The organism is Nocardioides sp. WG-D5, assembly GCF_054031175.1.
In genome coordinates this window covers 171,529-198,363 of sequence record NZ_CM132928.1, presented here as the reverse complement: position 1 = coordinate 198,363, position 26,835 = coordinate 171,529, and the positions used below count along the sequence as shown (strand labels likewise).

The window sequence follows — 26,835 nt, the reverse complement described above, 5'->3', positions numbered from 1 at the left end:
GAAGGCTCCCGAAACAATAGGAGGTCGCTGTGCCGATCGGCATCACCGACGAACACCAAGCCCTCAGCGAGAGCCTGCGCGACTGGGCGAAGGGGCTGGGCGGCATCGCCCTGGCCCGGGCCGCCGAGGGCACCGCCTCCGCGCGTTTCGACGAGGTGTGGCGAGGTGTCGAGGAGTACGGCGTCGCCGGCATCGCGGCGCCCGAGCCGAACGGCGGTGGCGGCACCCTCCTGGATGCGGCGGTCGCGCTCGAGGCCTGCGCGCACGAGCTGCTCCCGGGTCCGCTCCTCGGCAGCACGGTCGCGGCGTTTCTCGCGGGCGCGGCCGGTCTCGGCGACCTGGTCGCGACCGTCACCGCCGGCGGGTGCGGGATCGCGCTCGACCCCGTCCTCGAACACGGCGAGCGTCTCGTCGGCACCGTCCCCGTCGTCTACGACGGCGGGGGAGCCGCCCACCTGCTCCTCGGTGCCTGGAGCGGAGACGGTGAGGAGCGCTGGTTCCTCCTCGCGGCGGAGCAGGCGGACGTACGTCCCCACGCGGGCCCCGATCTGACCAGGCGGGTCGCCGAGGTGCGGGTCGACATCGACGCCGGCGAGGTGATCGAGATCCCGGGGCTGCGCGGCGAGACGGTGCGGCGTACGGCCCTCACCCTCGCGGCGGCGGAGGCCTCCGGGATCGCGCAGTGGTGCCTGACCACGGCCGTGGAGTACGCCAAGGTGCGCGAGCAGTTCGGCGCACCGATCGGGTCGTTCCAGGCGATCAAGCACCTCTGTGCGCAGATGCTGGAGACCGCCGAGGCGGTGGCCGCGACCGCGTGGGACGCGGCCGCCTCGGCCGAGACGGCGCTGTCGGCGGGAGCAGACACCGGCCAGTGGGCCTTCGCGGCCGAGGTCGCCGGCGCCACCGCGCTCGACGGCGCGGTGCAGGCGGCCCAGGACTGCATCCAGGTGCTCGGCGGGATCGGCTTCACCTTCGAGCACGACGCCCACCTCTACCTGCGCCGCGCGGTCGCCCTGCGCAGCCTCCTCGGCGGCGGCGACGCGCACGCGGTCGCGCTGGCCGGGCACGCCGTGGCCGGGACCCGCCGCTCGGTCCGGGTCGACCTCGACGGCAAGGACGAGGACGTACGTCCCCGGGTGCGCGAGACGGTCGCCGCGATCGCCGCACGTCCGGAGGCCGAGCGCCGCGATGCGCTCGTCGACGCGGCCTACCTGGCGCCGCACTGGCCGGCTCCGTACGGCCTCGGTGCCGGTCCCGTCGAGCAGCTCGTCATCGACGAGGAGCTCGACGCGGCGGGCGTGGCCCGCCCCGACATCAAGATCGCCGGGTGGGCGGTGCCGACCATCCTCAAGCACGGCACCGACGCCCAGCGCGAGCGGTTCGTCGACGCCTCGCTGCGTGGGGAGATCGTCTGGTGCCAGCTGTTCAGCGAGCCGGGCGCGGGCTCCGACCTGGCCTCGCTGGCGACCCGGGCCGAGCGGGTCGAGGGCGGCTGGCGGCTGACCGGCCAGAAGGTGTGGACCTCGCTCGCGGCCGAGGCCGACTGGGCGATCTGCCTGGCGCGTACGAACCCCGACGTCCCCAAGCACAAGGGCATCACCTACTTCCTCGTGGACATGCGCAGCGAGGGGATCGACGTCCGCCCGCTGCGCGAGCTGACCGGGGACGCACTCTTCAACGAGGTCTTCCTCGACGCCTTGTTCGTGCCCGACGAGCTCGTCGTCGGGGAGGTTGACGGCGGCTGGCGGCTGGCGCGTACGACGCTGGCCAACGAGCGCGTCGCGATGGCCTCGACCAACCTCGGCGGCAGCGTCGAGCGGGCGGTCGCGCTCGCCGACGTCCGGGGTGAGGCCGAGCTCGCCCGGGTCGGCCATGCGGTCGCGCTCTCCACGGTCTGCGCGCTGCTCGGGGTCCGTTCCACGCTCAAGGCGCTCGCCGGCCGTGGACCCGGTGCGGAGTCCTCGGTCGCGAAGCTGCTCACGGTGCGCAACCGCCAGGACGCCTCCGAGCTCGTCGTGGACCTGCTCGGGCCGCTGGCGCTCACCGACGACCCGCAGGTGCGCGAGGACCTGCACCAGTCCCAGCTGACCCGCTGTCTCTCCATCGCCGGAGGCACCACCCAGGTGCTTCGGAACGTGGCCGCCGAGCAGATCCTGGGGCTGCCGCGCTAGGCCGGCGCATTTCACCTGACGGGTGGCGCTCGGGACGCTAGGTTGCTGTCGCCGATCTCGAGGACCCAGGAGCTCACGTGCCACACGACGGCGCAGCCGCAGCACCGAACGACGCGCCTACGGTCGAACGGGAGAGCCACGGGCACAGCGCCGACGGCGGCGTCGCCTCGTTGCGCGCGATCCTGCGGCGTACCAAGGAGCAGGTCGGGCCCTACCATCAGGACGCGCGCGACGCCCGGTGGGCGCTCGCCCGGGCGACGCTGCTGGCGCCACGTGGCGAGCTCGGCGACGCGGAGACCAACGGGAGGCAGTTCCGGGCGGAGCGGTGCGCGCAGGTGTTCGTCGAGCATCTCGACGAGGCGGTGGCCGCCCACGGGGCGCCGAGCTGGCAGGCGCGGAGCGCGCGGGCCGAGCTGTCCCGGGCCTACCGACTCCTCCTCGAGGACCCGACCAGCCAGGTCCGGGTCTACGACGACCACCTCAGGGCCGTGCTCGCCGACGGCACGCATCGGATGATCGACCAGGTCCGGGCACGCCAGGACCTGGCCAACGCGTACGCCGACATCCACAAGTTCGACGAGGCGATCGCGCTCTACCAGGAGAACGTCGACAGCCTCGAGCGCTCGGAGCGGTTCGGCGCGCACAGCCGCTACAGCGACCACGCCCGGCGCTTGCTCGAATGGGCGCAGAAGGCGCGCCGCGACGTCGGGGCCGACAGGATGCCCGTACGCCGCCCGCGGCTGCGGCCCTCCGCGCACCGCCACGCGGTGCCGCTCGAGGACGGGCCCGCCATGGCCGACCTGCTCGGCGTCGACAGCGACGTCGACGCGCTCGGCCGGATGATCGCGGCCAGGTCGACCCAGCCACCGCTGGCGATCGCCCTGCTGGCGCCCTGGGGCGGCGGCAAGTCGACCTTCATGCGGCTGCTCAAGCACAAGGTCGAGGTGGAGCTTCCGGCCGAAGACCCGGCCACCTTCCACACCAGCGTCGACGTGGTGGAGTTCAACCCCTGGCACTACAGCGACACCCACGTCATGGTCGGGATGTCCCGGGCGATCTTCGAGTCGCTGACCCGCTACCTGGAGCGCCGCGTCGCCGAGAGCGGGTCGACCGAGACCTCCTGGCGTGAGCAGGTCGAGGAGCGCAAGGCGCTGACGGCGACGCGGAGCCGCCTCGAGCGCACCCAGGACGCGCTGCGGACCAACTCGGTCGTGCAGCGTCCGCGCGCGGCGCTGATCGCGCTGCGTACGCTGCCCGACCTCGTCCTCGGCCGCAACCACAAGGTGATGCGCATCCTGGTGATGCTCAGCGCGGCGTCGTTCCTCGTCGCGCTCGCGGCCGTGCTCGGCTGGGAGGCCTGGGGGCTCGACGTCGGCGCCAGGATGCGCGCGTGGGCGGACGTCGTGCTGCGCTCGGCGCCCGCGCTGCTCGTCCTCTCCACGGTGTGGGCGACGATCCTGGAAGGTGTGCCGAAGGCCGCGGCCATTCACCGGAAGGTGCGCTCCGGCGCGTCCTGGCTGGTGGGCTTCGTGGCGGCGGGTGTCGATGCCGAGATCGGTCGCATCGACGAACGGCTGAAGCGGACCGAGGCGCGCCCGACCACGGCGGCGGTGGCCGATCTGGAGACGATCCTCAGCGATCCGGAGCGAGCCGCCGAGCGGGACGTCCAACGCGGAGTTGTCGGGGTGCTCCAGACCCAGTTCGAGGAGCTGGCCGAGGCGTACGGTCTGGGCCGGGACGGCACGCTCGGCACCCAGGTGGCCGCCGACGACCTCCGGATCCGCCGGATCGTGCTCCATGTCGACGACCTCGACCGGTGCCGCCCGGAGCGGGTCGTCGAGGTCCTGCACACCCTCAACCTGCTCCAGGCGACGCGTCTCTTCGTCGCCGTGGTCAGCGTCGACCCGCGCTGGCTGCGGCGGTCGCTGCGCGAGCTCGACCCGACGCGACCGGGCGACCCGGACGCCTCCGAGGTGAGCGGGCGGCTGCGGGACGAGATCGGCGACCCGCTGGACTTCCTCGACAAGATCATCCAGATCCCGTACGCCCTGCGGCCGATGAACGCCTCCAACGCCGAGGAGTACTTCAGCCGCCTGGTGCGCAGCCACGACCTGGACGACCCCCGGATCGAGGAACCCGATCCCGAGGCCGCGGTCGGCGCGGGGGTGATGGCTCCGCCGTCGGCGCCCGAGCACCTGGACCAGCGGCGCCCGGCCCTGCAGCTGACGGTGACGCCGCGGGAGTGGGACTACCTCCGTCCGCTCGCGGCCGCCCAGGAGACGCCGCGGGCCGTGAAGCGTTTCCTCAACCTCTACCAGCTGCTGAGGCTGACCTCCGGGCTCGGCATGGAGGAGGAAGAGGGCATCCTCGGCGACGACGTACACGCCGCACGGCGCGCCGCCGCGACACTCCTCGCCGTGCTGGTGGGCGCGCCGCGGCAGGGCTCGGAGCTCCTGGCCGAGATGCTGTCGGTCGACGCTCCGGAGCACACCCTGGACGCCCTGGTCGACGACCTGCAGAGCAGACACCTGCATGACCCGAGCGGCCCGCACTCCCGCCGCCGGCAGGCCGGCACCGGTCGCTGCGACGTCTGCGTCGGGTGGCGCCGGATCCGTGACGTGGTCCAGCCGCCGGGCTCCCCTGACGAGGAGGGCGGGCCGGCGGACGGCCGTCTGCGGGTCGGTGACTTCCGGCCCTGGGTGGGCGAGGTGGCCCGGTTCAGCTTCCATTCCGAGGCGATGGGTCTCGCCGGAGTGGCATCCTCCTAGTAGCGGGGAAAACTAGAACGCGTTACAGTTTCGGCATGGGAGACGAGACGCTCGATGCCGTACGCAGCGTGGTGGCCGAGGTCCTTGCCCGCGAGTCCGACCGGGGTGACTGGTCGGCCTGGGCGAGCGCCGGCCTGACCGCACTGCCCGTGCCGGAAGCCCAGGGCGGCGAGGGGTTCGGCCTGACCGAGATCGCGGTGCTGCTGCGGGAGGCGGGTCGCCACGCGGTCCGCGTGCCGGTGTGGGAGACGCTCGCCGTCGGCGCGCTGACTCTTGCCGGGCACGGGACCTCGGAGCAGCAGGAGGCGATCCTGCCCGGCGTGGCGAGTGGCGAGATGCTGCTGACCCCGGCGTGGCTGGAGCCAGGACGACCCGAGACGCCGGCCGCGACCTACCGCGACGGCACCGTGAGCGGAAGCAAGACCGGGGTCACCTACGCGGCCGAGAGCGCGCGCCTCCTGGTGACCGCGACCGCGGCCGACTCCGGGGCACCGGTCGTGGTGCTGGTCGACCCGAGCGGACCGGGCGTCACGCTGGCCGCCGCCAGCACCTCGGGCGAGGCGCCCCAGCACACCGTGGTCCTCGAGGACGCTCCCGCGGAGCCGCTCGGCGCGGGGGCCTTCGCGGCGCTGACCGGCCTGGCCACCGCCGGGCTCGCGGTGAGCGCGGCGGGTGTGCTCGCCGGTGCGCGCGACCTGACCGCGGCGTACGTGAGCAACCGGCAGCAGTTCGGCCGGGCCCTGGCTGAGTTCCAGGCGGTCGCGCTGCAGATGGCCGACGTCTACGTCACCTCCCGCACGCTGGACCTCGCCGCGGACAACGTGGTCGCTGCCGTCGCGCACGGCCGCGCGCCGGGCACGGACCTGAAGGTCGCCGCCTACTGGGCCAGCCAGGTGGCGCCGTACGCCTTCCGCACCTGCCATCACCTCCACGGCGGCATGGGTGTCGACGTGACGTATCCGCTGCTCGGGTTCACCACCTGGGGCACCGACATCGCCCACCTGCTCGACACGCCGGCCGATGCCGTGCCGGTCGAGACCGACGAGGCGAAGAACCTCGAGCTCACCGAGGCGCAACGGTCGCTGAAGGCCGAGGTCCGTGCCTACTTCGCCGGTCTCTCGCACGAAGGCGAGCCGGCCGACCCCGGCCCCGAGGGCTCCTGGGACCGGCACGGCCCGACCTACCAGAAGCTCATCAAGCAGCTCGGCGACGACGGCTGGATGGGCGTGGGCTGGCCGAAGGAGTACGGCGGCCACGGCCTCGGCGAGGTCGAGCAGACGATCTTCGCCAACGAGGCGCAGTACGCCGACGTGCACCTGCCGGCGGTGACCCTGCAGACCGTCGGCCCGACGCTGATCCGCTACGGCACCGAGAAGCAGAAGCAGATGTTCCTCAACCGAATCCTCGGCGGCGAGGTCCACTTCGCGATCGGCTACTCCGAGCCCGAGGCCGGCACCGACCTGGCCTCGCTCCGCACCACCGCCAGACGCGACGGCGACCACTACGTCGTCAACGGCCAGAAGCTGTGGACCACCGGCGGTCACGCCGCCGACTACATCTGGTTGGCGGTCCGCACCGACCCGGACGCCCCCAAGCACAAGGGCATCTCGATCCTGATCGTCGACACCACCGACCCGGGCTTCTCCTGGACCCCGATCATCACCGCCGACGGCTCCCACCACGTCAACGCGACCTACTTCAACGACGTCCGCGTCCCCGCCGACATGCTGGTGGGGGAGGAGAACCAGGGGTGGAAGCTGATCACCACCCAGCTCAACCACGAGCGCGTCATGCTCGGCCCGGCCGGACGGATCGAGGGTCTGCGCGACCGGGTCCTGCGCTGGGCCACGGCCCGGGGCGTCACCGACAGCCCGGACGTACGCTCGCTGGTCGGGAAGACCACGGCCGTCTTCCGCGTCAACGAGCTGCTCAACTGGGCGGTCGCGCGCGCGGCCGAGCAGGGCGAGATCGAGGTCGCCGACGCCTCTGCCTCCAAGGTCTTCGCCGCCGACCAGGTCCAGCACCTGCTCGCCGACCTGATCACCCTGGTCCGCCGCCACGGCGACCCCGGGGAACCCGTCACGAAGAGCCTGCTCGACTATCTCGACGCCCAGGCGAAGCGGAACCTGGTGCTCACCTTCGGCGGCGGGGTCCAGGAGGTCCAGCGCGAGCTGATCGCGATGTTCGGGCTCGGGATGCCGAGGGTGCCGCGATGAGCGCCCCGCAGACGCTGGTGGACGAGGCGATCCACGAGAAGGTCATGGCCGCCGCCGAGGAGATCAAGGCGTGGGGCGAGGCCGCCGAGCGCGATGCCCGCGACCTGGTCAACCAGCCCACGATCAACAACTGGCTCGAGGCGATGGGACTCGAGTCCGAGCGGTTCCACCAGGGCGAGGCGCCGCCGTCGATGGCCCAGGTGTGGACGATGTACGGTCAGGGCGGCCGTCATCCCGACCGCGACCCGCTGCACGCGATGATGAACGTGCTCACCGACGCCGGCTTCCACGGGGTCCTCGGCACCAACTCCGAGCAGAGCTACGACCGTTACCTCCGTGTCGGCGAGCAGGTCCGGGTCACCACCGCGCTCGACTCCGTCGTCGGTCCGAAGAGCACCGGGATGGGCGTCGGCTACTTCGTGACCTCCCGATCGACCTGGTACGTCGGGGACGAACGCGTCGCGACCATGCTGTTCCGCGTCCTCAAGTTCATCCCCAAGGGGACGTCATGAGTGGGCCCGTACGGCCGGTGATCGGCCGGGACAACGCGTACTTCTTCGAGGGGACCGCCAAGCAGGAGCTGCGGATCCAGAGCTGCAACGCGTGCGGTGCCCTGCGGCACCCACCGGGTCCGGCGTGCCTGAGCTGCGACGCGTACGACCGTGGTCATGTCGTCGCCCGAGGCGAGGGCACGGTCTACTCGTTCACCGTGATCCACGCCCCCAAGCTGCCCGGCAAGGAGCTGCCGCTGGTGGTGGCTCTGCTGGACCTGCCCGAGGGCATACGCATGGTGGCGGAGGTGACCGGCGTACCGCCCGAGGGCGAGGGCGCCCTGCAGATCGGCGAACGGCTCGTCGTCGACTGGAATGTCATCGACGAGGAGCTGACGCTCCCGATCTGGAGGAGGCCGTGAAGTTGCAGACCGGAGAGAAGCTCCCCGCCTGGGAGCTCCCGATTACCCCGACGCTGGTCGTCTCGACCGCGCTCGCGACGCGCGACTTCCAGGACGTGCACCACGACCGCGACCGCGCCCAGGCCGCGGGCTCGAAGGACATCTTCATGAACATCCTGACCTCGACGGCGCTGTGTGAGCGTTACGCCACCGACTGGGCGGGGACCGACGTGCAGATCAAGGGGATCTCGATCCGCCTGGGCGCCCCGGCCTACCCCTACGACACGCTGTCGTTCACCGGCGAGGTCACCGACGTCAGCGACGGGATCGCCACGATCGCCGTCACCGGCAGTGTCTCGCTCGGTGCGCACGTGACCGGGACCGTGAGGGTCGCCGCATGAGCCTCAGCAGGAAGGCGGCGATCGTCGGCATCGGCGCGACCGAGTTCTCCAAGGAGTCCGGCCGCTCCGAGCTCCAGCTGAGCGTCGAGGCGACCAGGGCCGCACTCGCCGACGCCGGCCTCACGCCGGCAGACGTCGACGGGCTGACCACGTTCACCATGGACACCAGCTCCGAGATCGCCCTCGCGCGCGAGCTCGGGCTCGGAGACCTCAGGTTCTTCTCGCGGATCAACTACGGCGGCGGCGCCGCCTGCGCGACGATCCAGCAGGCCGCGATGGCGGTCGCCACCGGCGTCGCGGACGTGGTCGTCGCCTACCGTGGTTTCAACGAGCGCTCGGGACAGCGCTTCGGCCAGGTGCAGCCCTGGGCGGCCCAGCAGGTCAACACCAACGGCATCGACAACGCCTGGACCTACCCGCTCGGCCTCAGCACGCCCGCGGCGACGGTCGCCATGCAGGCGCGCCGGTACATGCACGACTACGGCGTGACCAGCGAGGACCTCGGTGCCGTGGCCGTCGCCGACCGTCGCCACGCCGCGACCAACCCCGCCGCGTTCTTCTACGGCAAGCCGATCACGCTCGAGGACCACCAGGCCTCCCGGATGATCGCCGACCCGCTCCACCTGCTCGACTGCTGCCAGGAGTCCGACGGCGCCGTCGCGATCGTCGTCACCAGCCCGGAGCGGGCCCGCGACCTTCCCGGAACGCCGGTCCAGATCGCCGCGGCCGCCCAAGGCAGCGCCGCCGACCAGTATGTGATGACCTCCTACTACCGCGACGAGATCGGCATCCCGGAGATGGGCGTCGTCGCCAAGGACCTGTGGCGCCAGTCCGGCCTCACCCCGGCCGATATCGACACCGCCGTCCTCTACGACCACTTCACCCCCTACGTACTCATGCAGCTCGAGGAGCTCGGCTTCTGCGGCAGGGGAGAGGCCAAGGACTTCGTACGCGACGGCGCCATCGAGCTCGGCGGGCGACTGCCCGTCAACACCCATGGCGGCCAGCTCGGCGAGGCCTACCTGCACGGCATGAACGGCATCGCCGAGGGCGTACGCCAGGTCCGCGGCACCTCGGTGAACCAGGTCACCGACGCCGCCCATGTGCTCGTCACGGCCGGCACTGGCGTACCCACGAGCGGACTGATCCTCGCGGCACCCTGACCGCTCTGAAATTTTGCGCAAGGTCTTGCACCCCCGGGCTACGCCCGGGGGTGCTGCTGTCAGATGACCACGCTTCAGGGGTTGACGTGTGACCGGCATCACTCATACGGTCAGCCTGCAAGATCTTGCAGCAAGATTCAAGCGCGTCGTGTCACCCCCACCACCCATCCGGACACGGCGCGTGCCTTCGACCTAGGAGGAACCATGGCTCTCAAGTCCATGGCTGCCGCACTTGCCCTCTCGGCGGGAGCTGCTGTCGCGCTCACGATCCCGGTCTCGGCCCCGGCACAGGCCGCGCCGCCGGGAGACAAGGACGTCACCGCGGTGATGTTCGAATGGAACTTCGCCTCGGTGGCCAAGGAGTGCACCAGCACCCTGGGCCCTGCAGGCTACGGCTACGTCCAGGTGTCACCGCCGCAGGAGCACATCGAGGGCTCGCAATGGTGGACGTCCTACCAGCCCGTCAGCTACAAGATCGCCGGCCGCCTCGGCGACCGCACCGCCTTCAAGAACATGGTCGACACCTGCCACGCCGCCGGCGTGAAGGTCGTCGCGGACGCCGTCATCAACCACATGTCCGCGGGCTCCGGGACGGGCACCGGCGGCTCCTCGTACAGCAAGTACGCCTACCCCGGCCTCTACTCGAGCTACGACCTGGACAACTGCACGGCCACGATCAGCAACTACCAGGACCGCACCAACGTCCAGGAGTGCGAGCTGGTCGGTCTCGCCGACCTCGACACCGGCGAGGACTACGTACGCGGCAAGATCGCCGGCTACCTCAACGACCTGCTCTCGCTCGGCGTCGACGGGTTCCGGATCGACGCGGCCAAGCACATGGCCGCCTCCGACCTGGCCAACATCAAGTCCCGGCTCACCAACCCGAACGTCTACTGGAAGCAGGAGGCCATCTTCGGCGCGGGCGAGGCCGTCTCGCCGAGTGAGTACCTCGGCAACGGCGACGTCCAGGAGTTCCGCTACGCCCGCGACCTGAAGCGCGTCTTCAACAACGAGAACCTCGCCTACCTGAAGAACTACGGTGAGGGCTGGGGCTACATGTCCTCGGGCAGCTCGGGCGTCTTCGTCGACAACCACGACACGGAGCGCGGCGGCGACACCCTCAACTACAAGGACGGCGCCAACTACACCCTGGCCAACGTGTTCATGCTGGCCTGGCCCTACGGCTCGCCCGACATCAACTCCGGCTACGAGTGGAGCGACAAGGACGCCGGCCCGCCCAACGGTGGCGCGGTGACCGCCTGCTGGCAGGACGGCTGGAAGTGTCAGCACGCCTGGCCGGAGATCAAGAAGATGGTCGCCTTCCGCAACACCGCCCGCGGCCAGGCCGTCACCAACTGGTGGGACAACGGCGCCGACGCCATCGCCTTCGGGCGCGGCAGCAAGGCGTACGTCGCGATCAACCACGAGTCCTCCTCGCTCACCCGCACCTTCCAGACGTCGCTGGCAGCCGGCACCTACTGCGACGCACAGAGCGGCAGGAGCATCACCGTGAACGGCTCCGGCCAGCTCACCGCCACCCTCGGGGCCAACACCGCCCTCGCGCTGCACGTCGGCGCGACGACCTGCAGCTGACCCCCTTCGTCCGGCCGTCCGGCGCCGTCCCCATGGGCGCCGGGCGGTCGGCACGCCGCACGACCTCGAACGACCCCGCACAACCAGAGAGGCCCTCACAGGTGAATCGAAGAAGTGGCGCACACAGCGCGCCCCGGATGGCCGCGACCGTGCTCGCGAGCGCACTGCTCGCCACGGCCCTGCAGACGGCCGCACCGGCCTCGGCGGCAGATGCCCCGAAGCCGCCCTCGGACGCCGAGCTGGCCGCCGAGCCGGCCCGCCACGACGCGACCAAGGAGCAGTTCTACTTCGTGCTGCCCGACCGGTTCGCCAACGGCGACCCCGCCAACGACAAGGGCGGCCTGACCGGCAGCCGCACCTCGACCGGCTTCGACCCGACCGACAAGGGCTTCTACCAGGGCGGTGACCTCCAGGGCCTCACCGAGCGCCTCGACTACATCAAGGGCCTCGGCACCACCGCGATCTGGATGGCGCCGATCTTCAAGAACAAGCCCGTCCAGGGCGAGGGCGCGAACGCGTCGGCCGGGTACCACGGCTACTGGATCACCGACTTCACCCAGGTCGACCCCCACTTCGGCACCAACGAGGACCTCGAGACGCTCATCGACGCGGCGCACGCCAAGGGCATGAAGGTCTTCTTCGACGTCATCACCAACCACACCGCCGACACGGTCGACTACGCCGAGAAGAAGTACGGCTACCGCCCCAAGGGCGCCTTCCCCTACCTCGACACCGAGGGCCGCCCCTTCGACGACGCCGACCCGGCCTCGGACGGAGTGAAGGTCGACGAGGACTCGTTCCCCTACACCCCGGACAGCACCGCCAAGACCGGCGAGATGGTGCCGTCCTGGCTCAACGACCCGACGCTCTACCACAACCGCGGCGACTCCACCTGGGAGGGCGAGTCGACCACCTACGGCGACTTCAGCGGCCTGGACGACCTGTGGACCGAGCGTCCCGAGGTCGTCGAGGGGATGTCGAAGATCTACCAGCGCTGGGTCCGCGACTTCGACATCGACGGCTTCCGCATCGACACCGTCAAGCACGTCGGCCTCGACTTCTGGACCGAGTGGGCGACCGCGCTGGACGCCTACGCCGCCAAGCAGGGACGCGAGGACTTCTTCATGTTCGGCGAGGTCTACTCCGCCGACACCGAGGTCACCTCGCCGTACGTCACCCGCGGCCGCCTCGACGCCACCTTGGACTTCCCGTTCCAGGACGCCGCCCGCGCCTACGCCTCGCTCGGTGCCCCGGCCGACCGGCTCGCAGGAGTCTTTGCCGACGACTACAAGTACGCTACCGACAAGGCCAACGCCTACGAACAGGTCACCTTCCTCGGCAACCACGACATGGGCCGGATCGGCACCTTCCTCGCGGCCGACCACCCCGGCGCGAGCGACGCCGAGCTCGTCCGGCGCGCCCGCCTCGCCAACGAGCTGATGTTCCTCTCCCGCGGCAACCCGGTCGTCTACTACGGCGACGAGCAGGGCTTCGCCGGCGCGGGCGGCGACAAGGACGCCCGCCAGACGCTGTTCGCCTCCGAGGTCGCCGACTACCTCGACGACGACCAGCTCGGCACCGACCGCACCCATGCTGCGGACGCGTACGACACCAGCCACCCGATCTACACCGCCATCGCCGCGCTGGCGAAGCTGCGCAAGGACCACCCGGCGCTGACCGACGGCACCCAGAAGGAGCTCCACGCCGCCGACTCCGTCTACGCGTTCTCCCGCACCGGCGAGAACCGCGAGTACGTCGTCGCGGTCAACAACGCCACCGAGCCGAAGACCGTCAGCCTGCCCGTGGAGTCGGCCGCCTTCGCGACGATCTACGGCGGCGACGCCACCGAGACCGCCCAGGACGGCACGATCGAGGTGACCGTCCCTGCGCTCTCCTCGGTCGTGCTGCGCGCCGGCGACACCCTCCCGGCGGCCACCGCGAAGCCCACGCTGAGGCTGACCGCTCCCGAGGCCGGTGCCACCGGCACGGTCACCCTCTCCGCCGACCCGGGGGAGACCACCGGCGCCCGCGTCGTCTTTGCCGCCCAGGTCGGCAACGGCAGGTGGGGCACCCTCGGCTCGGTCGACCACGCGCCCTACAAGATCACCCAGTACGTCCCCCCGACCGTCGCCGCCGGCACCGCCCTGCGCTACAAGGCGGTGGTCGTCGACCGCGACGGACGGACCGCGAGCGACCTGGCCGAAACCACGGCCGGACAGGTACCCGAGGCCGAGAACCCGAGCGCCGTCGACCGTGACTACGCGGTCGTGCACTACCGGCGCGCCGACGGCGACTACACCGGCTGGACCCTGCGGGCCGGCGAGCAGAGCGGCGAGTTCAGCGGCCGCGACGCGTACGGTGCCTTCGCCTGGGTGAGGCTTCCCGACGGCGCCTCGTCGGTGACGTACACGGTCGAGAAGGACGGGACCGCCGACGGCGGACAGCGCACGATCGATCTCGCCGAGACCGGCGAGGTCTGGGTCGAGGCCGACAGCGACGGCCAGGCGGACACCAGACCCGATGGTGTCTACCCGGCGCCGGACACCTCGAAGGCCGTGATCCACTTCCACCGTCCCGACGGCGACTACGACGGCTGGGGACTGCACACCTGGACCGGTGCCGCGAACCCGACCGAGTGGTCCAAGCCGCTGCAGCCCACCGGCAAGGATGCCTACGGCCTCACCTTCGAGGTGCCGCTGGTCGACGGTGCGACCTCCCTCAACTACATCGTCCACAAGGGCGACGAGAAGGACATCCCCAACGACCGCTCGCTCGACCTGACGACGTACGGCCACGAGGCGTGGCTCAACTCCGGCGACACCGGCTACCTGCTGCCGTCGGTCGGCTCGGCCCCCGAGCTCGACCTGGCGAAGGCGCACGCGCAGTGGATCGACCGGACCACCGTCGTGCTGCCGAAGGAGAAGGCCAGCGGCTCGGCGCTGTCCACACAGCTGGTCTACGACCGTGACGGCGGCATCACCGTCGAGGACGGTGCGCTCAGCAGCGAAGGCCGCTGGCTGCGGCTCCAGGCGACGACGCTGAGCGACGAGCAGAAGGCGCGGTTCCCGCACCTGAAGGAGTACGCCGCCTTCACCGTCGACACCCGCGACCGCGACCGGATCCGCGAGGCGCTCGCCGGCCAGGTCGTGCTCACCCAGCGCATCGGCAACGGCGCCCTGGTCACCGGCACCGGCGTCCAGACGCAGGGCATCCTCGACGACCTCTACGCCGCCAAGGCGGAGAAGGCGTCGCTGGGCCCGGTGTTCAAGGGCGGCAAGGTCACGCTGTCCGTGTGGGCGCCGACGGCGCACCAGGTGAAGCTCGAGCTCGATGGCCGGACCATCGGGATGCGCCGCGACGACGCCAGCGGCGTCTGGTCGGTGACCGGCTCGGCCACCGCCTGGCGCGGCAAGGAGTACCGCTACCTCGTGACGGTGTGGGCACCGAGCGTGCAGAAGCTCGTCACCAACAAGGTCACCGACCCCTACTCGGTCGCGCTCACCGCCGACTCCGAGCGCAGCCTGGTCGTCGACCTCGGCGACCGGTCGCTCGCCCCGAAGGGCTGGTCGACGCTGCGGAAGCCGAAGGCGGTCGCGATGAAGGAGGCCCAGATCCAGGAGCTCCACATCCGCGACTTCTCCGTCGAGGACGAGACCAGCGACCACCCGGGCGGCTACCTCGCCTTCGCCGACAAGGACAGCGACGGCTCGAAGCACCTGCGCGAGCTGGCCGAGTCCGGCACCTCGTACGTCCACCTGCTGCCGGCCTTCGACATCGCCACGATCCCGGAGGAGAAGGCCGACCAGACCAGCCCCGACTGCGACCTCGCGTCGTACGCCGCGGACAGCGACGAGCAGCAGAAGTGCGTCGCCGCGGCGGCCGCCGGCGATGCGTACAACTGGGGCTACGACCCCTACCACTACACGGTCCCGGAGGGCTCCTACGCGACCGACCCGGACGGCACCGACCGGACGGTCGAGTTCCGGAAGATGGTGAAGGCGCTCAACGAGGACGGCCTGCGGGTCGTGATGGACGTGGTCTACAACCACACCACCAGCAGCGGCCAGGCGAAGACGTCCGTGCTCGACAGGATCGTGCCCGGCTACTACCAGCGGCTCCTCGCCGACGGCTCGGTCGCCAACTCGACCTGCTGCGCCAACACCGCGCCGGAGAACGCGATGATGGGCAAGCTCGTCGTCGACTCGATCGTCACCTGGGCCAAGGACTACAAGGTCGACGGCTTCCGCTTCGACCTGATGGGCCACCACCCCAAGGCCAACATCCTCGCCGTACGCAAGGCCCTCGACAGCCTCACGCTCGAGAAGGACGGCGTCGACGGCAGGAGCATCATCCTCTACGGCGAGGGCTGGAACTTCGGCGAGATCGCCGACGACGCGCGCTTCGTGCAGGCCACCCAGAAGAACATGGCCGGCACCGGGATCGCGACGTTCAGCGACCGCGCCCGAGACGCCGTACGCGGCGGGGGACCGTTCGACGCCGACCCGGGTGTCCAGGGCTTCGCGAGCGGTCTCTACACCGCCCCGAACGCCTCGGCCGCCAACGGCACCGAGGCGCAGCAGCGGGCCCGCCTGCTGCACTACCAGGACCTGATCAAGGTCGGGCTCTCCGGCAACCTCGCCGACTACTCGTTCACCGACACCGGCGGCCGCCAGGTGAAGGGGGCCGAGGTCGACTACAACGGCTCACCGGCCGGCTACGCGGCCGAGCCCGGCGACGCGCTGGCCTACGCCGACGCCCACGACAACGAGTCGCTCTACGACGCGCTCGCCTTCAAGCTGCCTGCGTCCACCAGCACCGCGGACCGTGCCCGGATGCAGGTGCTCGCGATGGCGACCGCCGCACTCTCCCAGGGTCCGGCGCTCTCCCAGGCCGGCACCGACCTGCTGCGCTCGAAGTCGTTGGACCGCAACTCCTACGACTCCGGCGACTGGTTCAACGCCATCCACTGGGACTGCGCGGACGGCAACGGCTTCGGGCGCGGGTTGCCGCCGGCGACCGACAACAAGGACAAGTGGCCCTACGCCAAGCCGCTCCTGGGCTCGGTCTCGGCTCCGTCGTGCTCGGAGATCGAGGGTGCGACGGCTGCCTACCAGGACCTGCTGCGGATCCGTACGGACGAGCCGGTCTTCCACCTGGCCACCACCGGACAGGTGCAGGAGAAGCTGTCGTTCCCTTTCTCGGGGAAGGACGAGACGCCCGGCGTCATCACCATGCGCCTCGGTGACCTCGTGGTCGTCTTCAACGCGACCACGACGACCCAGCAGCAGACGGTGCAGGCCGAGGGCGCCCGCTACCGCCTGCACCCGACCCAGGCCGACGGCACCGACGAGGTCGTGAAGTCGTCCTCGTTCGACCAGGGCTCGGGCACCTTCACGGTGCCGGCCCGGACGGTGGCGGTCTTCACCCGCTGACGGAAGGAAAACGGACGCGGCCCCGGCTCATCGAGCCGGGGCCTGCGGCTTCCCTGTCAGGAAGCTCGGCGTCAGGATCAGGAGGGGCTGTTGCCGGCGAGAGCGCCGATCACCACGAGCGCGATGACGACCAGGGCGGCGATGACCATGAGGCCGGCCGGGCTCCGGAAGTCGAACATGGGGATTCCTTTCGGCTAGTTCGGCGACAGGCGTCGAGTGGGGACCGATGGCCTGCGGACGCGTCGGAAGAGCCAGTCACCGGCGATACCCGCGGCGTCGCGTATACATAACCAGCCGGGCTCGGGAAGCGCGTAGGGCCTAAAGTCCTAATTTTTACCGAAGCCATTCACGTGGAGAGAGATATGTGATATGGCAACAGTCCGCTCGATGAACGTCTTGACAGACTAGCTGCCCCTCGGGACCGGCCGGCCGTCGGTGTCGCCGGAGACGTCCCGACTGTGAGGCCCGTCACTCGACCCTGTCAGGTCGGTCAGGTCAGCCCGGCGGCATGACGTCCGGCCCGGCGCCCGAAGTACGAGCCGTCGCCGAGCTGCATGCCCGAGGCGTAGCCCTTGGCGTCCTGGGCGAGGTTGGCCGCGCAGGCGCCGGCGGCGTAGAGGCCGGCGATCGCGGAGCCGTCCTCGCGGCGTACCTCTCCGTCGACGGTGGTCGCCAGGCCGCCCATGGTGAACCCGGCGTACATCGCCTTGCCGAGGGAGAGGTCGTAGGCGCCCCAGGGGCCGGTGTTCTGCGGCTCGGTCCACTCCGGCGCCTTGTGGAGCTCCGGGTCCTCGCCGCTGGCGGCGTGGGTGTTGTAGGAGGTCAGTGTCTCGTTCAGCGCATCGAAGGGGACACCGAGGCCGGCCGCCATCTCCTCGACCGTCTCCCACCCGTCGATGAACGGGCACAGCGGCATCTTCGGGTGCTCGATGTGCTCCGAGTCGACGATCAGGAAGGCCGCCGAGTCCGGCTGCTCCATGACGAAGGCGGCGGTACGCGCGTGGTAGGAGTCCTCGGCCACGAACCGTCGGCCGTGCTTGTTGACGATGATCCCGGTCAGCAGGATCGAGGGCGGGTAGAACGGCGCGGTCTGGAACGGCTCGTCCATGAACCGCCACCGGCCGCCCGCCGAGGCCCCCAGACGCAGACCGAGGCCGTCGTCGTAGGTGGAGGCCAGCGGGAAGAGCTTCTCGCCGAGCCGGGGCGTGTGCTCGGCGACCATGTCGGCGTTGCCGACGAACCCGCCGGCGGCGAGGATCACCGCCTTGGCCCGGATCGCGCCGCGCTCCTCGAAGCGGCGCCAGGCCAGGCCGACGACCCGGCCGTCCTCGATCACCAGGTTGGTGGCCCCGGTCTCGTAGCGGATCTCGGCGCTGGTCTCGGCCAGGCGGTCGGCCATCCGGTCGACGACCAGCTTGGCCCCGCCGGTGTCGCCCGGCACGGGCACCTTGTGGCCGCGCGGAGCGGGGACGGCGAGGTCACGGAACGGGTGAACCTTCTCGTTGCCGGTGTACATCAGCCCCTCGGTGCCGGGCTGGATCACCGCCTTGCCGGGCCAGAACGTGCGCTCGAACTCGAAGCCCAGCGCCTCGAGCCAGTCGAAGTGCTCGACCGAGTCGTCGCAGTAGGCCCGGATCTTGTCGTCCTCGGGCTCCTTGGAGACCGCGCGGATGTACTTGAACATCTCCTCGGCCGAGTCCTCGATCCCGGTGGCCTTCTGTACCGCGGTGCCGCCGCCGAGGTAGAAGTGGCCGCCGGCCATCGCCGAGGTGCCGCCGGGCTCGGCGGCGCGCTCCAGCAGGATCGTGCGGGCACCGGTCCGGGCCGCCTCCAGCGCCGCGGCTCCGCCGGCCACGCCGAAGCCAACCACCACCACGTCGGTCTCCTCCGACCAGCCGCCGAAGCGCTCCTCGACGTCGGCGGTGGAGAGTACGTCGGGGAGTGCCGTGCCGCTCATGCCGTCGCCTCCAGGTAGCAGTCGGCGAGGACCGGGGCGCCGTCGCGCGCCGGATCGTCGGACGAGATGGTGGCCCTCACCAGGATCCGGGGCTCCTCGTCCCACGCCTCGATCGAGATCGTCTCGCCGGGGAAGACGATCCCGGCGAACCTGGCGCCGAACCCGCCCACCCGGGTCGCGTCGCCGTCCAGGAGGAGCCCTGTCGCCTCGCGCAGCACGATCCCGTAGGAGCACAGCCCGTGCAGGATCGGCTTGGGGAAGCCCGCCTTCGCGGCGAAGGCGGGGTCGGCGTGCAGCGGGTTGCGGTCGCCGCAGAGCCGGTAGAGCAGCGCCTGCTGCTCCGTGACGTCGTACGCAGCCACCGCATCGGGCGCGCGGTCCGGAACCGGCACCGACGTCGACGGCCCGCGCTCACCCCCGAAGCCGCCCTCGCCGCGTACGAAGATCGAGCTTCGGACCGTCCACAGCGGATCGCCGGCCGGGGTCGTGGCGACGCCCTCCTGGACGATGACGGCGGCCTTGCCCTTGTCCCAGACCTCGGCGATCCGGGTCGAGACGACCGCGTCGCCTGAGGTGGGGATCGGGCCGTCGACGTGGATCTCCTGGGAGCCGTGGAGCACCGAGGCGAGGTCGATGTCGCAGCCGGGCAGGTCGAGCGACGGTGGCTCGGTGGCGTGGAAGGTCGGCGCGACGACCCCGAAGGACGGCAGCACGGTCAGCGCGTCGGAGTCGAGCGTGTAGCGCAGCGCGGCCGGGTCGGTCGCGTCTCCGGGACGCGAGCCGGCGCCGATGCCGAGGTGGTAGAGCAGCACGTCGGACGAGGTCCACGAGAACGACTGCGACGGCAGCGAGGCGCCGATGGCCTTGGTGGGGTCGATGGGCATCAGTTGCCCTCCTCGGGTGAGACAGTCTTGAGAGCGCAGTCCTCGGCGGCCAGGTAGCCGAAGACGAGGGCGGGGCCGATGGTGGCGCCGGGGCCGGCGTAGGTGCGGCCCATGACGGCGGAGGAGACGTTCCCCGCGGCGTAGAGCCCCTCGATGGGGGAGCCGTCGGGCCGCAGGACCCGGGCGCGCTTGTCGGTGACCAGGCCGCCCTTGGTGCCGAGGTCGCCGGGGGCCATCTTGACGGCGTAGAACGGCGCCTGGTCGATGACGTTGAGCGAGCAGTTCGGCTTGACGGTGGGGTCGGAGTAGTACTTGTCGTAGGTCGACTCGCCGCGGTGGAAGTCCTCGTCGACGCCCGACTCGGCGAAGCGGTTGAACCGGGCCAGGGTCTCGCGGAGCCCGTCGACGGGCACCTCGATCTTCTCTGCGAGCGCTTCGACGGAAGAAGCCTTCACGACGACCCCGCTCTTGAGCCAGCGCCCCGGGATCGGCTGGCCCGGGCCGAGCCCCGCGAAGATGTAGCGGTTGCGGTAACGCTGGTCGAAGACCAGCCACGCCGGGACGTGCGAGATGCCCGTCTCCTGCCCCTTGTAGATCTCGTGGACCGCCTCGACATAGGGAAGCGCCTCGTTCATGAACCGCTTGCCGGCGCCGTTGACGATGATCGAGCCGGGCAGGTTGCGCTCGGCGAGCGCGAACCAGGGTCGTCCCGGGAACGGGATCGTCGGACCCCACCAGGACTCGTCCATCAGGTCGGTGTCTGCCCCGGCCGCGATCCCGGCCAGGATCCCGCCGCCGGTGTTGGAGAAGGCTCCTGTGGTCCACTCGACCGAGGTCGGCGCGGGCAGGTACTTCTCCCGCATCTCCAGGTTGCGCTCGAAGCCACCCGAGCCCAGGATCACGCCGCGCCGCGCCCGGATCACCGAGGTCGGGCCGGACTCGCCGTGGCGCACCTCGACGCCGATGACGCGGCCGTCCTCGGTGACCAGGCCGACCAGCTCCGTCTCGTACCGGATCGGGACGCCGGCATCCATCAGGCCCTTGCGCAGGCCGATCGCGAGCGCCGCGCCCATGGCGTACATCTTCCTGCCGAGCAGGCCGGCGAGGATCCGCGCGACCGCGATCTTGACCATCGTGATCGGGCCTCTGATCGTGCGCATGCCGAGGCTGATCTTCCGGAAGTCGGCCTGGGTGACCACCATGTTGGCCGGCGACTTCGTGTAGGGCGGGTGCAGCCGGTCGAGCTCGGGACCGATGATCCGCGCGTCGAGCGGGGCCGGCTCGACGGAGCGGCCGGCGCCGCGGCCGCCGGGGGCCTCGGGGTGGTAGTCGGCGTAGTCGGGCACCCAGTTGAACCGCACCGGGGTCTTCTCGCACACGAACGAGAGCACCTCCGGGCCACGGCCCAGGAATGTCTCGCGGCGCTCGGCCGGCACGACGTCGCCGACGATCGACTCGAGATAGAGGCTGGCGGCCTCGGGGGAGTCCTTCTGGCGGGCGGCTGCCAGGGCGTGGTTGCGCGGGATCCAGACCCCGCCGCCCGAGCGGGACGTCGATCCGCCGAAGTAGGCGCTCTTCTCGATGACGACGGTCTCGAGCCCGTGCCGGCGGGCGGCCGCGAGAGCCGCGGTCATCCCGGCGCCTCCGGCGCCCACGACCACGACGTCGTAGGTCTCCTCGTCGGTCTGTCCCATGGTGCTCCCTCAACCTCGTGCGATCAGGCGGTGCTGTCTAAGAACTGAAACACGTTCTACCATAGATGACAGGCAACGAAACACGTCCGAGGACTCGACAAAACTGAAACGTGTTCTAGTATTGATCCATCGGCAGCGCACGAATCGCGCCGCCCGACGACATCTGGGACACCATGCAGGAAGGCAGAGCGGTGAGCGAACCGACACAGCGCCCCCACAAGGACGCGCAGACCGTCAGGGACGGGGTGCAGGACCTGCTGCCCACCATCAGGGAGCGCGCCGAGGAGACCGAGCGCCTCCGGGTGGTGCCGGAGTCGAGCGTGAAGGAGCTGGAGGAGGTCGGCTTCTTCAAGCTGCTCCAGCCGGCCCGGTTCGGCGGGCTCGAGGCCGACCCGGTGGACTTCTACACCTGCGTACGCGACATCGCCTCTGCCTGCGGCTCGACGGGCTGGGTCTCCAGCGTCCTGGGCGTGCACCCCTGGCAGATCGCGCTCTTCGACGACGAGGCGCAGCAGGCGGTCTGGGGATCCGACCCCGACACGCGGGTGTCCTCCTCGTACGCCCCCATGGGCAAGGCGTCGCTGACCGAGGGCGGATTCCAGCTCTCCGGACGCTGGTCCTTCTCCTCCGGCTGCGCGCACGCCACCTGGGTGCTGCTCGGCGGCCTCGTCTTCAACGACGAGGGCCAGGTGGTCGACTTCCGTACGTTCCTGGTGCCCCGCGAGCGCTACGAGATCGTCGACGTCTGGAACGTCGTCGGCCTGGCCGGCACCGGGTCCAACGACATCGTGGTCGAGGACGTCTTCATCCCGGAGACCTTCACGCTCTCGATGGCCGAGACCGGGCGGTGCAAGGGTCCCGGGCAGGCGGTCAACACCGGCGACCTCTACAAGCTGCAGTTCCACTCGCTGTTCACGACCACCATCACCACGCCGATCATCGGCATGGCCCGCGGCGCCTACGACGAGCACGTCACCATGCAGCAGAACCGGGTGCGCGCGTCCTACGGGGAGAAGGCATCGCTCGACCCGTTCGCCGCGGTGCGCGTGGCGACGGCATCCTCCGACATCGACGCCGCCTGGGCGCTGCTGATGGGCAACATCCGCGAGCAGCAGGCCTACGTCGCGCGCGGCGAGAAGATCCCGATCTCCCAGCGGCTGCGGATCCGGCGTGACCAGGTCCTCGGTACGCAGCGGGCGATCGACGCGATCGACCTGCTCTTCGAGGCCTCCGGCGGCCGGGCCCTGGCCAACGGCACCCCGCTCCAGCGCGCCTGGCGCGACGCCCACGCCGGCCGTGTCCACGCCGCCAACGACCCCGAGCGGGCGCTGCAGATGTACGGCGCCTCCGAGTTCGGGCACAAGGTCGACCCGGGGATGTACTGATGACGCTGGCCAAGGATGACGTCGCCCACGACGTCCGGATCAAGACCGAGGCGGCGGGGGAGATCTCGCTGCGCTACTACGATCTCGGTGCATCTCAGGATGACCGGCTGCCGCTGGTGATGCTTCACGGCGGGGGTCCCGGGGCCTCGTCGTGGTCCAACTTCGGCTCGGCGCTGGAGGGCTTCGCGGCCGACTTCCGCACGATCCTGGTCGACCAGCCGGGGTTCGGTGCCTCCGACAAGCCGGAGGTGGTGGGCAACTACTACCGCTTCGCCGGCGACGCGGTGATCGCGCTGCTCGACGAGCTGGGCCTGAAGAAGGTGCACCTGCTGGGCAACTCGCTCGGCGGCGGCACCGCGATGCGGACCGCACTGACCTACCCCGACCGGGTCGGACGGCTGGTGCTGATGGGACCGGGCGGGCTCTCGCTCAACCTCTTCCACGCCGATCCCACCGAGGGCGTACAACGCCTGATGGACTTCTCCGGCGACCCCACGCGGGAGGCGCTCAAGGCGTTCATCTCGACCATGGTCGTCAACCAGAAGCTGGTCACCGACGAGCTGGTCGAGGAGCGGTTCGCGGACGCGACCGCGCCCGGCGCGCGAGAGGCGATGGCGTCGATGGGGTGGTCGTTCTACAACCCCGAGACCGCCGAGGACGGCATGCTCTGGCGCGAGGCCCACCAGCTCAAGCACCACACCCTGCTCACCTGGGGGCGCGAGGACCGGGTCAACCCGCTCGACGGCGCGTTCCCCGCCCTGAAGCTGATCCCCAAGGCGCAGCTGCATGTCTTCCCGCGCTGTGGGCACTGGGCACAGATCGAGGCCGCCGACGAGTTCCGCGAGATCGCAGTCTCGTTCTTGAAGAGGCACAAGGAGCGTACTGCCGAGGAGAAGCGATGAGCATCGACATCAAGTCCATGGGCTACGTACGCGTCACCAGCACCGACCTGGAGGCGTGGCGTACGTTCGCGGAGAAGGTCCTCGGCCTCGTGACGGCCAAGGGGCCGGACCCGGAGCACCTCTACTACCGCATCGACGAGGTCTCGGCGCGCCTGGTGATCGAGCCGGGCGAGGTGGACCAGCTCGGCTGCGTCGGCTGGGAGGTCGCCGACCACACCGCCCTGGCGCAGGCCCGCGAGCACCTGGAGAAGTCCGGTGTCGAGGTCGAGGAGGGCACCTCCGAGGAGCTCGCCGAGCGCCGGGTGCAGGAGATGCTGCGCTTCCGCGACCCCTTCGACAACGTCTTCGAGCTCTTCCACGGCATCACCTACGAGCGGCGTCCTGCGGTCTCGCCCTACGGCCACACCTTCGTGACCGGGGACCAGGGGATGGGCCACGTGGTGATCCCGGTCAGCGACGACGTCGAGGCGCTGGAGTTCTACCGCGACACGCTCGGGTTCCGGTTGCGCGACTCGATGAGCATGCCCGGCGAGTTCGCCGGCAAGGAGCCCGGCACCAAGATCTGGCTGCGCTTCCTCGGGATCAACCCGCGTCACCACTCGCTGGCGTTCCTGCCGTTCCCCAACGACTCCAAGTGCGTCCACATCATGCTCGAGGTCGACAAGCTCGACGACGTCGGCCGGGCGCTGGAGCGGGTCAAGAAGTACGGCGCGAAGCTGTCGGCGACGCTCGGGCGGCACATGAACGACGAGATGGTCTCGTTCTACGTGAAGTCCCCGGGCGGTTTCGACATCGAGTTCGGCACCGAGGGGCTGCAGGTCGACGACCAGAAGTGGGTCGCTCGGGAGTCCACGGCCGTCTCGTACTGGGGTCACGACTTCGGCGTAGGCCAGTGATCGGGTATGCGTATAGAGGTGCCTGACGGGATGTCTCCCGATGCCGCCGAGAGCTGGCCGCATCCGGAGCTGATCGAGTCCTTCCACGGTCGCTTCGACTTCGAGGCGCCACCGTCTCCTCCGGAGACCCCTGCCGACGCGGAGGCCGACGCCCGGTTCCGCACGGTGCTGGGCCGGTTCGCCTCCGGGGTCACCGTGATCACGGCGCAGACCGCGGAGGGACCGGTGGGGATGACCTGCCAGTCGTTCTCCTCGGTGTCGCTGCGGCCGCCGCTGATCCTTTTCGCGCCCACGAAGTCCTCGCGGGCCTGGGCCCGGATCCGTCGCGCCGGGCACTTCTCCGTGAACATCCTCGCCGCGGACCAGGAGGCGGTCTCGAACCAGTTCGCCTCCCGGGCCGCCGACAAGTACGCCGACATCTCCTGGACGCCCTCGGACCACCACGGCGACCCGCATCTCTCCGGTGCCGTCGGCTACCTCGACTGCGCCGTCCACTCGGTCCACGAGGAGGGTGACCACTACCTCGTCGTCGGCCGCGTCCTCGACCTCGAGGAGGGCGCTGCCTCCGAGCCCCTGCTCTTCTTCCGCAGCAACTACCGCGAGCTCGGCTGAGGCGGGTCTGTCAGGGGAGCTCGTCGAGGCGGCGGATGGCGTCGGCCTCGTCGGGGTCGGGGGTGGTCTCGTCGAGGAACGCCCGGGCCACCTCGACGGCGACGTCCGGGGCGAGGCGCTTGAGGCTCAACGCCAGGACGTTGGCGTCGTTCCACAGCCGGGCGCCGCGGGCGATCCAGGGCTCCCACGCCAGCGCGGCGCGGACGCCGGGGACCTTGTTGGCGGCGATCGCTGTCCCGGTGCCGGTCCAGCACATCACCACGCCGACGTCGGCGCGGCCCTCGACGACCGCCCGGCCGATGCCGGCGCCGAGGTCGGGCCAGGAGTCGGTGTCGACGACCTCGACCTCGCCGCGCTCCTGCAGCTCGGCGAGCACGGCTCGGGTCGTCTCGTTCTCGTCATCGGCTCCGAAGGCGATCCGCATGGTGTCGAACCTACCGCCGTCCTCAGGCGTGCGTGGCAGGTCCGCCGGGTCCGGTCAGCTTCGCGCTGGGCTGGTCCTTGAGGCTGGTGGTGAGCTCCCAGGTGCGCTCGTAGCCGGTGTGGGCGATGCGCCAGCCCTGCGGCGTACGCACGTAGCGGTCCTCGTAGAAGGCGGCACCCTCGAGGGCGAACGCGAAGGCTGGGGCGAAGACCTTGTCGTAGAGGTACCAGCGGCCGGAGGCCGCATCGCCGTCGACCGTGATCTCGGGGTGGTGCAGGTGGTGCATCGTGATGATCTCGGCGGGCAGGTTGGTGCGCATGTAGTCGACCAGCTCGCCCGGAGTGCCGAAGGAGAGGCCGGCGTAGTCGGCGGTCGCGTCGTCGCTGAAGCACGTGGCGAACTCGTCCCACTGCTTGGTGTCGAGGAGGCGTACGTAGCGGAACTTGAGCTGCTCGATCTCCCTGATGTCACTCATGGACCGATCATAGTAGAACGTGTTCTATAAATGGGCCGGTCGTGGGCTGATGTTCGGCCACCGGTCGGCCATAGGTCACGACGTGGACCGCCGTCGAGGTGCAGGATCGCGGTGTGGACGGGATGGTCGAGCTGCGCGAGCGGCGCGCGGCACTGCTGGCGAACCGCCGCCTGACCTGGGTCTTCGGTGCCGACGACCCGGAAGCGGTGATGCGAGAGGTGCGAGCCCGTGACCTCCGGCTGCGCGTGCATGTCCCGCGAGCTCCCGCGACCTCCGCGACCGGACGGCCGATCGTGCTGGCCTTTCACGGCGGCGGCTGGTGCTGGGGGTCGCCGGAGCAGTCCCGCTGGATGGCCGGTCGGATCGCGGCCCGCACGGGTGCCGTCGTCGTCGCGCCGGCCTACCGGCTGGCGCCGGAGCACCCCTATCCGGCGGCGGTCGAGGACTGCTGGACGGCGCTGAGCTGGGTGGTCGCCCATGCCGCCGACCTCGGCGGCGACGCCGACCGGATCGCGGTGATGGGCGACAGTGCCGGCGGCACGCTCGCCGCCGTCGTGGCCCTGCGCGCCCGTGACGAGGGCGCGCCCCGGATCCGCGGCCAGGTGCTCATCTATCCGGTCGTCGACCTCGTCGGCCTGCGCGGGCCCTGGCTCGGTGGGATCGTCGAGCACTATCTCGGCGGTGACGCGTCGCGCGCGGAGGAGTGGGCGGCCTCGCCGCTGCGGGCGGCCTCCCATGCCGACCTGCCCCCGGCCCTCGTCCTCACCGCGCGGTTCGACCCCCTGCGCCGACATGCCGAGCGCTACGCCGGGGTGCTGCGTACGGCCGGGGTGGAGGTCGCCGTCCACTGCCCGGCCCTGGCGACCCATGCCTACCTCACCCTGCCCGGGATCTCTCCCGCGTCGCGCGCCGGCCTGGCCCGCGTGGTGACCTTCCTCGACCAGGTGCTGGCCAGTCGATAACGCCGACC

At 70.7% G+C, this 26,835-nt stretch carries 19 protein-coding genes; 14 read left to right on the top strand and 5 right to left on the bottom strand.

The genetic code is table 11. From position 1 onward, the window contains the following. The first annotated feature begins 29 nt into the window (after positions 1-29). The 9 genes from ACWZJV_RS00990 (at position 30) to pulA (ending at position 16,636) form a co-directional block, all read left to right on the top strand. Positions 30-2,171: an acyl-CoA dehydrogenase family protein gene (locus tag ACWZJV_RS00990; protein ID WP_457179916.1), complete on the top strand. Its 2,142-nt coding sequence runs from the start codon at positions 30-32 to the stop codon at positions 2,169-2,171. A gap of 77 nt (positions 2,172-2,248) precedes the next feature. Then, positions 2,249-4,939, top strand: coding sequence for a P-loop NTPase fold protein (locus ACWZJV_RS00985; RefSeq protein WP_457179915.1), 2,691 nt, complete (start codon positions 2,249-2,251; stop codon positions 4,937-4,939). Between the two features lie 35 nt (positions 4,940-4,974). Beyond that, the gene (locus tag ACWZJV_RS00980) at positions 4,975-7,155 is read left to right on the top strand and encodes an acyl-CoA dehydrogenase (protein ID WP_457179914.1); all 2,181 of its coding nucleotides are present in this window, start codon (positions 4,975-4,977) and stop codon (positions 7,153-7,155) included. After that, positions 7,152-7,667: an FAS1-like dehydratase domain-containing protein gene (locus tag ACWZJV_RS00975; RefSeq protein WP_457179913.1), complete on the top strand. Its 516-nt coding sequence runs from the start codon at positions 7,152-7,154 to the stop codon at positions 7,665-7,667. The genes ACWZJV_RS00980 and ACWZJV_RS00975 overlap by 4 nt, the downstream gene beginning before the upstream one ends. Further along, a complete protein-coding gene (locus ACWZJV_RS00970; protein WP_457179912.1) occupies positions 7,664-8,068 on the top strand; it encodes a Zn-ribbon domain-containing OB-fold protein in 405 nt (134 codons plus the stop codon). The genes ACWZJV_RS00975 and ACWZJV_RS00970 overlap by 4 nt, the downstream gene beginning before the upstream one ends. Beyond that, complete coding sequence (locus tag ACWZJV_RS00965; protein WP_457179911.1) at positions 8,065-8,448, top strand: MaoC family dehydratase; 384 nt, start codon at positions 8,065-8,067, stop codon at positions 8,446-8,448. The genes ACWZJV_RS00970 and ACWZJV_RS00965 overlap by 4 nt, the downstream gene beginning before the upstream one ends. Next, complete coding sequence (locus ACWZJV_RS00960) at positions 8,445-9,611, top strand: lipid-transfer protein (protein WP_457179910.1); 1,167 nt, start codon at positions 8,445-8,447, stop codon at positions 9,609-9,611. The genes ACWZJV_RS00965 and ACWZJV_RS00960 overlap by 4 nt, the downstream gene beginning before the upstream one ends. 204 nt (positions 9,612-9,815) lie before the next feature. Next, positions 9,816-11,204 (top strand): alpha-amylase, encoded by a 1,389-nt coding sequence (locus tag ACWZJV_RS00955; RefSeq protein WP_457179909.1) that lies wholly within the window; start codon positions 9,816-9,818, stop codon positions 11,202-11,204. Between the two features lie 137 nt (positions 11,205-11,341). Beyond that, positions 11,342-16,636: a pullulanase-type alpha-1,6-glucosidase gene (pulA, locus tag ACWZJV_RS00950; RefSeq protein ID WP_457179908.1), complete on the top strand. Its 5,295-nt coding sequence runs from the start codon at positions 11,342-11,344 to the stop codon at positions 16,634-16,636. Between the two features lie 490 nt (positions 16,637-17,126). Here pulA and ACWZJV_RS00945 read toward each other — a convergent pair whose 3' ends face one another. Genes ACWZJV_RS00945 through kstD form a run of 3 tightly spaced genes read right to left on the bottom strand, consistent with a single transcriptional unit; the run spans position 17,127 to position 21,171 of the window. Then, positions 17,127-18,593 carry an FAD-binding protein gene (locus ACWZJV_RS00945; RefSeq protein ID WP_457179907.1) on the bottom strand — a complete coding sequence of 489 codons (1,467 nt, stop codon included), beginning with the start codon at positions 18,591-18,593 and terminating at the stop codon, positions 17,127-17,129. After that, positions 18,590-19,477, bottom strand: coding sequence for a MaoC/PaaZ C-terminal domain-containing protein (locus tag ACWZJV_RS00940; protein ID WP_457179906.1), 888 nt, complete (start codon positions 19,475-19,477; stop codon positions 18,590-18,592). The genes ACWZJV_RS00945 and ACWZJV_RS00940 overlap by 4 nt, the downstream gene beginning before the upstream one ends. After that, positions 19,477-21,171, bottom strand: coding sequence for a 3-oxosteroid 1-dehydrogenase (gene kstD, locus ACWZJV_RS00935; RefSeq protein WP_457179905.1), 1,695 nt, complete (start codon positions 21,169-21,171; stop codon positions 19,477-19,479). Before kstD ends, ACWZJV_RS00940 begins: the two co-directional genes overlap by 1 nt. Before the next feature lie 191 nt (positions 21,172-21,362). On the opposite strand from kstD, the gene hsaA reads away from it, so the two are divergent. Genes hsaA through ACWZJV_RS00915 form a run of 4 tightly spaced genes read left to right on the top strand, consistent with a single transcriptional unit; the run spans position 21,363 to position 24,966 of the window. Next, positions 21,363-22,556, top strand: a complete 1,194-nt coding sequence (hsaA, locus tag ACWZJV_RS00930; protein WP_457179904.1) for a 3-hydroxy-9,10-secoandrosta-1,3,5(10)-triene-9,17-dione monooxygenase oxygenase subunit — start codon at positions 21,363-21,365, stop codon at positions 22,554-22,556. Next, a complete protein-coding gene (gene hsaD / locus ACWZJV_RS00925; protein ID WP_457179903.1) occupies positions 22,556-23,458 on the top strand; it encodes a 4,5:9,10-diseco-3-hydroxy-5,9,17-trioxoandrosta-1(10),2-diene-4-oate hydrolase in 903 nt (300 codons plus the stop codon). Before hsaA ends, hsaD begins: the two co-directional genes overlap by 1 nt. Beyond that, positions 23,455-24,354, top strand: coding sequence for an iron-dependent extradiol dioxygenase HsaC (gene hsaC, locus ACWZJV_RS00920; RefSeq protein ID WP_457179902.1), 900 nt, complete (start codon positions 23,455-23,457; stop codon positions 24,352-24,354). Before hsaD ends, hsaC begins: the two co-directional genes overlap by 4 nt. A gap of 30 nt (positions 24,355-24,384) precedes the next feature. Continuing rightward, positions 24,385-24,966: a flavin reductase family protein gene (locus tag ACWZJV_RS00915; protein WP_457179901.1), complete on the top strand. Its 582-nt coding sequence runs from the start codon at positions 24,385-24,387 to the stop codon at positions 24,964-24,966. A 10-nt stretch (positions 24,967-24,976) separates the two neighbouring features. On the opposite strand, the gene ACWZJV_RS00910 is transcribed toward ACWZJV_RS00915, so the two are convergent. Both ACWZJV_RS00910 and ACWZJV_RS00905 read right to left on the bottom strand, forming a co-directional pair. Then, positions 24,977-25,390, bottom strand: coding sequence for an RpiB/LacA/LacB family sugar-phosphate isomerase (locus ACWZJV_RS00910; RefSeq protein WP_457179900.1), 414 nt, complete (start codon positions 25,388-25,390; stop codon positions 24,977-24,979). A gap of 22 nt (positions 25,391-25,412) precedes the next feature. Next, entirely contained in the window at positions 25,413-25,865 is a 453-nt protein-coding gene (locus tag ACWZJV_RS00905; RefSeq protein ID WP_457179899.1) for a nuclear transport factor 2 family protein, read from the bottom strand. A gap of 122 nt (positions 25,866-25,987) precedes the next feature. Here ACWZJV_RS00905 and ACWZJV_RS00900 point away from each other — a divergent pair, with 122 nt between their 5' ends. Next, positions 25,988-26,827, top strand: a complete 840-nt coding sequence (locus ACWZJV_RS00900) for an alpha/beta hydrolase (protein ID WP_457182012.1) — start codon at positions 25,988-25,990, stop codon at positions 26,825-26,827. Positions 26,828-26,835 lie beyond the last annotated feature (8 nt).